The 6,095-nt window shown below is 58.0% G+C and carries 7 protein-coding genes; 1 reads left to right on the forward strand and 6 read right to left on the reverse strand.

The window, feature by feature from the left end; genetic code table 11:
* Window positions 1–5 precede the first annotated feature (5 nt).
* From AC1RO5_RS27500 to AC1RO5_RS27525, 6 genes are all read right to left on the reverse strand, one after another.
* Window positions 6–1,355 carry a TadE/TadG family type IV pilus assembly protein gene (locus AC1RO5_RS27500; protein ID WP_493178754.1) on the reverse strand — a complete coding sequence of 450 codons (1,350 nt, stop codon included), beginning with the start codon at window positions 1,353–1,355 and terminating at the stop codon, window positions 6–8.
* Window positions 1,356–1,430: 75 nt separating this feature from the next.
* Window positions 1,431–2,237 (reverse strand): Flp pilus assembly protein CpaB, encoded by an 807-nt coding sequence (gene cpaB, locus AC1RO5_RS27505; RefSeq protein WP_493178755.1) that lies wholly within the window; start codon window positions 2,235–2,237, stop codon window positions 1,431–1,433.
* Window positions 2,238–2,252: 15 nt separating this feature from the next.
* Entirely contained in the window at window positions 2,253–3,581 is a 1,329-nt protein-coding gene (locus AC1RO5_RS27510) for a DUF8689 domain-containing protein (RefSeq protein WP_493178757.1), read from the reverse strand.
* Between the two features lie 2 nt (window positions 3,582–3,583).
* The gene (locus AC1RO5_RS27515) at window positions 3,584–4,114 is read right to left on the reverse strand and encodes an A24 family peptidase (RefSeq protein WP_413697525.1); all 531 of its coding nucleotides are present in this window, start codon (window positions 4,112–4,114) and stop codon (window positions 3,584–3,586) included.
* A 27-nt stretch (window positions 4,115–4,141) separates the two neighbouring features.
* Window positions 4,142–4,336 carry a Flp family type IVb pilin gene (locus tag AC1RO5_RS27520; RefSeq protein WP_493178759.1) on the reverse strand — a complete coding sequence of 65 codons (195 nt, stop codon included), beginning with the start codon at window positions 4,334–4,336 and terminating at the stop codon, window positions 4,142–4,144.
* A 156-nt stretch (window positions 4,337–4,492) separates the two neighbouring features.
* On the reverse strand, window positions 4,493–4,687 hold the full coding sequence (locus tag AC1RO5_RS27525) for a Flp family type IVb pilin (RefSeq protein WP_413697526.1): 195 nt from the start codon (window positions 4,685–4,687) through the stop codon (window positions 4,493–4,495).
* A 412-nt stretch (window positions 4,688–5,099) separates the two neighbouring features.
* Here AC1RO5_RS27525 and AC1RO5_RS27530 point away from each other — a divergent pair, with 412 nt between their 5' ends.
* A complete protein-coding gene (locus AC1RO5_RS27530) occupies window positions 5,100–5,963 on the forward strand; it encodes an AraC family transcriptional regulator (protein WP_493178762.1) in 864 nt (287 codons plus the stop codon).
* Window positions 5,964–6,095 lie beyond the last annotated feature (132 nt).

The following is a 6,095-nucleotide window of genomic DNA, read 5'->3' on the forward strand; positions in this document are numbered from 1 at the left end:
GCCTCCTACGAGTCTGTGCTCGGAGTGCCAGTGCCGCTGCCAATATAGGTTTTGTAGAGCTGAATGATCCGCGGACCGGTATCGGTGGACGGCGAGGGGCCGGCCACGTTGTCGCCTTCGCACTCCTTCACAAACTGGCCGAAGATCTGCGAGTCGCCGCCGCCGCCACTCATTGGCTGCACCACGAAATAGCAGCCAAAACCCAGGACCGGGATCGAGGTTGAACCGCCCTGTTTGCCGGTGCAGTCGCCCACCACGATTTTCAGCATCCGGCGCTCGAACACCCCGCCGCTCTGACAGCCACTGCCGGTCCCGGCCACACACGCGGCAGTGCTCGCACGCCAGTCGTTGTAATCCAGTATCGCGTCGCTGCCCGCCGTGAGATTGCCACCGCTCGATGTGACGGTTTGCCCCTTGTACTTTATTTGTGGAGGGGTGACTGAGTCGTCGTAAGTGATCGCGGGGTTGCTGGACGTCGTCACCAGGTCTGGCGGGTAGTCCGAAGCACTGACCGGGCCGTTGTAGATGCCGAAGCGCGTATTCAGGCCTTGAGAGGTAGGGCCGACCTTGTTGCCAGGGGCGGTCTGGACGTTTTGCCCGACGTTGCGGCAAACCGTGCCACCTCCTGCCAGATCATCCCTGACCGTACTGCCGCCCGAGCCAAAGTCGAGCAACTGAAAGTTGCCTGGGCCAATGGGCGACGAATTGCCGGCAGCCGTCTTCAACACCTGCAAATCACCAAACTGGAAGCCCCAGAACATGCCCGCGGCCGGGTTGTATTTAGTCGGGTCGCCACAGACCATCAAAGGTGCAAGATCACAGGGGCTGGTAGGGCTGGGGCCGGCGGTGGCGATCGCCGCCACGGCCTTGTTCCCAAGCCCCGCTGTGCCTAATGTCTGAACGAAGCTCCAGAAAAAACCTGTCAGACGATAGCTCGGTACCGATACCCGAACGTACTTGGCATCTGCCGGCCCGGGATAGGAGAACGGGCCATAGACGCTGCTGGAGAGTTCCACCGTCGCAAATGCGCCTGGGTTGCCGGCGACCGCCGTTGCCAATTCGGTGTTGCCCGTGGCATTGGCATTTTGCGTCAGCGTATTGAGTGAGGCAGTGCGTGTCGCGCTGGCCATGTTGGCAGCTCCTTCCGCCTGAAGCAGGGTTTTGGCGCCACTCAGGGCAGCGGCGTCCACCGCATTCTGCAGGCGCGTCTTGTTCAACATCATGTGCCCGCCATCCAGAGCCAACGCCGCTATCATGGAAATCGCCGCCAGGGCGATCACCATCAGTACGCTCACCGCTCCTCCCTGGCGCCTTGGCGTCGCAGTGAACGGCCGCTGAATACGAAGATTCATCATCAAGCCCTCGTTTGCCGATACTGAACCGGATCGGCTCCGCCAATACCTTGGTGCACAGGCACCCCTACCGCCCTGTCAACGAACTCTCACTACACTGGTCTGGATCCCGCGAATGATGGTGAGAGCCCCACCACCGTCGCCACGTTGCACCACGCGTTTTTGCACCGGGGCGGCGGCCACAACCATGGGTGCTGGCGCAACAGGCGCAGCGGTCACGATTTTTTTCTCGGAGTTCAGCGGGTTGCGCAGGGTCAGTTGCAGTTTCCCTTCCGTTTGCGCCGTGACCAGGGTTTCAGCCTCGGCGGTCGTCATCTCCAGCGTCACTGCACGCACCACCACCGGTTGGGTCTTGTCGGTACCCGCCGTCTGGTCCACCGCCAACACTCGCAAATTCTCGAGGATGGTCCTGGACACGGCGCTGTTACTGCCGGCACTTGTGGTTTTGGTCGCCAGTACATCGACCCGGTTACCTGGCAGGAGGAACCCGCCCACACCAACCACATCGTCCACGCGTACCGATATGGCACGTTTGTCTGTCGCAATCAGAGAAGCCAGGGTACTGCCGCCCAGGTGCTCACTCAGGCGTGCGCCGCGCATGACGTCGCCACGCAAGATGTCGAACGTTGCGATCTTGCCCACGGCCTTATCGCTGGAATCGAGAGCATCGTCCGGGATCGTGTCCATGGGCATGCGCACGGTCGTGACCTGTTGGGCCTCGACCATCTGCCCGAATGGAATCTCTACCGTGGCAACCACCACGCTTCGAAGATGGTCATCCGGGGTGGCATTGAGCCGTGCGCTCAGCCAGGAGTCGGCCATCCACGCAGCGCCAAGGCCCATGACCAGGGAAACGCCTATCAGGGAAACAGTACGAGAGCTCATGTCAGTATCTCCGTATCAAAGAAAGTCGAGCTGGACGAAGTAGTTGTGCCAGGCCCATTCCAACTCTTGTGGCGACAAAGCTCCGGAACCGCCCATATAACGCTGACGATCGAGGGCCATGTTCAGGAGATCACGGGGATGGCAAGGCACCAGGGGCATGCCTTCACTTGCATAAAGCCTTTGCAGTACATAACGCAGCAGCAGCGGGTCAAAAGGCATGCCCAGACGCTCGCTTTCCTGACGCCAGATCTTTTCGTACTCCTCGGGCTTCAGGTAACCGAACTGCAGCTTGTAGCCAATCCGGCGCAGGAAAGCCTCGTCGGCCAGCTCCAGGGGATTGAGGTTGGTGGAGAACACCAGAATCAGATCGAACGGCAACTCGCAATGCCGACCGCCGCCCAGGTTGAGGAAATCGCGTTTCTCTTCCATCGGGACGATCCAGCGATTCAACAGCTCGGCGGGTGCCATGCGCTGGCGTCCCATGTCATCGATGATGAACAGGCCATTACTGGCCTTGAGCTGCAAGGCGGCCTGGTACTGACGGGTGAAGGGGTCATAGCGCACGTCCAGCTGTTCCATGCTCAACTCGCCGCCCGTAATAACGATCGGGCGTTTGCAGCACAGCAGTCGACGGTCAATCCCTTCGTTGAGCATCAGATTGTTCAGTTGACTGTTGTCATCCAGCCGCTGATGCACCTGCGGGTCATAGATCTCGATCACCGACTCGTTGATCACGATGGCATGCGGCACCCAGATGGCCTCGGCGAACAGACGGATAAGCCGGCTGCTGACATAAGTCTTGCCGGTACCCGCAGGGCCATAAATCATGATCGCGCGCCCGGAGTTCAGGGCCACACCCAGTTGATCGAGCATCCCCTCCGTGAGCACGACGCCGGTAAGGGCCTTGTGCATATCGCTTGAGCTGATGCGACCATGGTGAATGGTCTGGATTTTGATCAGGGAACGGTAGGTACTCACCGGGAAAGGTGCCGCACCGATATAGCCGCTGCGTGACAAGGCATCGCGGGCGGCACTGCGACCGCGTTCGGTCAGGCTATAACGCAGCATCTGCCCAGCCGTTTGGCCCATCTGGCCAAGCACTTCGATACGGCCATCCTTGCGCAGGAACGCCAGGACTTCTTCGAGTACTGCACCGGTCAGCGCCAGGCGCTCCACCAGCCGCGGCATGTCCAGCACGCCGGCGTCATACAAATGCTTGCATACCAACTCACCGAGAAAGCTGTCTGTCAGACCCGTCTCGCGGATTGTGCAAGGCTGAGGAGCCAGTCGTTGCACCGCTTCCCGATCGCTGGAGTAGGCATCACTATCGACGATGACGTGCATGACTAACCTCCCAATCCACCGGCAACCAGTTGCCAGTAGACGCTGTTTAAAGTGCCGATCAAGATTGCAATCGAATAAGGAAAAGGCTTGCCGGCTACTTCATCCGAAGTCGGCGCCAGATAGGCCTGCGCCCTGAGAATCAGCCAGTAACGGCCCAGGGTCTGCAACAATTGCCCGCGAACCAGCACGATCAGGAAACCGCACACGCCACCGGCTATCAGGCTGAACAAGGCAGCCCACAACGCGAAATGAAACGGTAGAAAACTGCCGACCATAGTCATCAACTTGACGTCGCCGGCGGCCATGCCACCCAAGGCATACATGGGCAGAAACAACGCAAAACAGATCAGGAGACCCAACAGGCTGTCACCCAATCCGCTGATACCACCCGAATAAGTCTGACCGGCCAATCCCAGGGCCAGGCCCAACAGGACCAGCGTGTTGGGGATACGGTGGCGAAGCAAATCGCTCACCACCGCGACGCCCAGCAGTCCTAGCAGTAAAACAGTCGACACCAGCAATTCCATGGACATGGCGCGTCTCCCCTACCGGGATTATCGTTAGCAAACAGCGTTGCCATTGACCACCTGGCACAGCGCTCTGATCTTGGTATCCACGGCACCGCCCAAAAGAACGAAGGCTGCAGCAACTGCAACCGTGATCAACCCACCTGCCACTGCGTATTCCACAATGGTCAGGCCATCTTCATCTTTGGCGAACTTGCTTATCGAAGTTCTGAGTGTTTGCAGAGTCATTTTGTGTACCTCACTTCAGCGGTCATACGGCTCGGAAAGTACATTGGCGGGGGACAGCGTGAAGTCCATTGAGTGATCCGGTCGCTCTATCAGCAAAACAGCAACAACCGGTTATTCCATGGACGTCGCCGCGTCCCGCCACCGTAAGTTTCGTTATCAGCACGCAACGTTGCCGTTGACGGCCTGGCACAGTGCCCGAATTTTGGTATTCACGGCACCGCCCAAAAGAACGAACGCAGCGGCAACAGCTACCGTAATCAACCCACCGGCCACGGCGTATTCCACAATGGTCAGGCCATCTTCATCTTTGGCGAACTTCAGTACCGAAGCCTTGATTGTCTGCAGATTCATTTTGCCCACCTCACTCGAATGTTGTTTTTTCCGGAAGGCAGTACGTTCTGCACTGCCTGATGCAACCCTAGTCAGGGGCAAGGCATGGGCGTTAGGAAGATTTTGCACATCACTAGGACTTTTTTGCGGGCGCGGCCAAATACGGTTATTGGCCTGTGCAGAAGTAGCAGGAGGGGTAAAACAAGGGATGGCTCGCGAATACCGCTGACTTAGATTTACAAGCGACGAGCGGCTGATACCTGGTGCGCCGACAACACGCCAACAGACAGTTGCCCTGGACTGACTTCCAGGCAACGCATAGAGCAGATAGAACTAAAAATCGTCTTTCTTATCAGTATTTAATCTGCAAAGTGATGGCACGTTAGCAATACTACTCAGCGAAGAGGGGCCCGTAGAACCGCAGAGTAGAGACATGACGTCCAACATGACCAGAAGGCCATCGCTACTATGGTTCGATCTGACTCACGATCGTTCCACGAAGGAACTCATCGCGCAGTTCGAGGACACCTGCGACTGCAATCTGGCAAAAAACTCTGTGCTGCCCTGCGGAGCACAGGCAGACATGATCTGCATCCATTTCGATCGCCCCGACACCCCCGGCCTGAGGTTGTTGCTGGAGATCAAACGCACCACCCCCACCATCCCGATCACCATGTTCACCGTGCAGCACTCAGAAGAACTGGCCGTCTGGGCCATGCGCTCCAGTGTCTGGGAATACATGGTGCTCCCGCTCACCACCGCCGAGAGGAAGCGCTATCTGACGGCAGTGGTACAGCTCTGCGAGTTGCGCCGCAATGCCGGTCAGGACAAGACATTGCTGATCGACCATTCGCCCACTCTGCCAGATAGCATCCGCCTGACCTCCGGGCACCAAAAACATCAGGCGCTGAGCAACATCATGCTGTACATCGACCAGCACTTTCGGGACAGCATCGATCAGAGGGATTTGGCCAAGCGCTGCGGCATGACGACATTCCGCTTCAGTCGCCTGTTCAAGGAAGCCAATGGCGTCGGCTTCACCGATTACATCCTGGACAAGCGCATGAGTTTCGCCAAACAACTGCTCGACAACAGCCAGATGCCGATTACCAGCATCGGCTATGAGGCCGGCTTCAAGGATCCTTCCTACTTCGCCCGCGCCTTCAAACAGTTCGTCAACTGCACGCCCAGCGAATACCGTTTGGCCAGCCAACTTAGAGCGGTAGCAGCGCAACCGCCACTGGAAGATACAACCATTGAAGCACTGGAAAGCCTGGTGCAGAGCCTTGGAAGTTGAGGCAGGTTTTTTACACACATAAAAAAACGCCGCTCAATGAGCGGCGTTTTTTTGAATTTGGAGCGGGAAACGAGACTCGAACTCGCGACCCCGACCTTGGCAAGGTCGTGCTCTACCAACTGAGCTATTCCC

The sequence above is a fragment of the Pseudomonas sp. GW822-FHT02G04 genome, assembly GCF_058802085.1.

Bases quoted from the DNA above. Each gene is read 5' to 3' on its own strand.
- AC1RO5_RS27500 (WP_493178754.1), bottom strand. From the start codon at position 1,355: ATGATGAATCTTCGTATTCAGCGGCCGTTCACTGCGACGCCAAGGCGC.
- cpaB (WP_493178755.1), bottom strand. From the start codon at position 2,237: ATGAGCTCTCGTACTGTTTCCCTGATAGGCGTTTCCCTGGTCATGGGC.
- AC1RO5_RS27520 (WP_493178759.1), bottom strand. From the start codon at position 4,336: ATGACTCTGCAAACACTCAGAACTTCGATAAGCAAGTTCGCCAAAGAT.
- AC1RO5_RS27515 (WP_413697525.1), bottom strand. From the start codon at position 4,114: ATGTCCATGGAATTGCTGGTGTCGACTGTTTTACTGCTAGGACTGCTG.
- AC1RO5_RS27510 (WP_493178757.1), bottom strand. From the start codon at position 3,581: ATGCACGTCATCGTCGATAGTGATGCCTACTCCAGCGATCGGGAAGCG.
- AC1RO5_RS27530 (WP_493178762.1), top strand. From the start codon at position 5,100: ATGACGTCCAACATGACCAGAAGGCCATCGCTACTATGGTTCGATCTG.
- AC1RO5_RS27525 (WP_413697526.1), bottom strand. From the start codon at position 4,687: ATGAATCTGCAGACAATCAAGGCTTCGGTACTGAAGTTCGCCAAAGAT.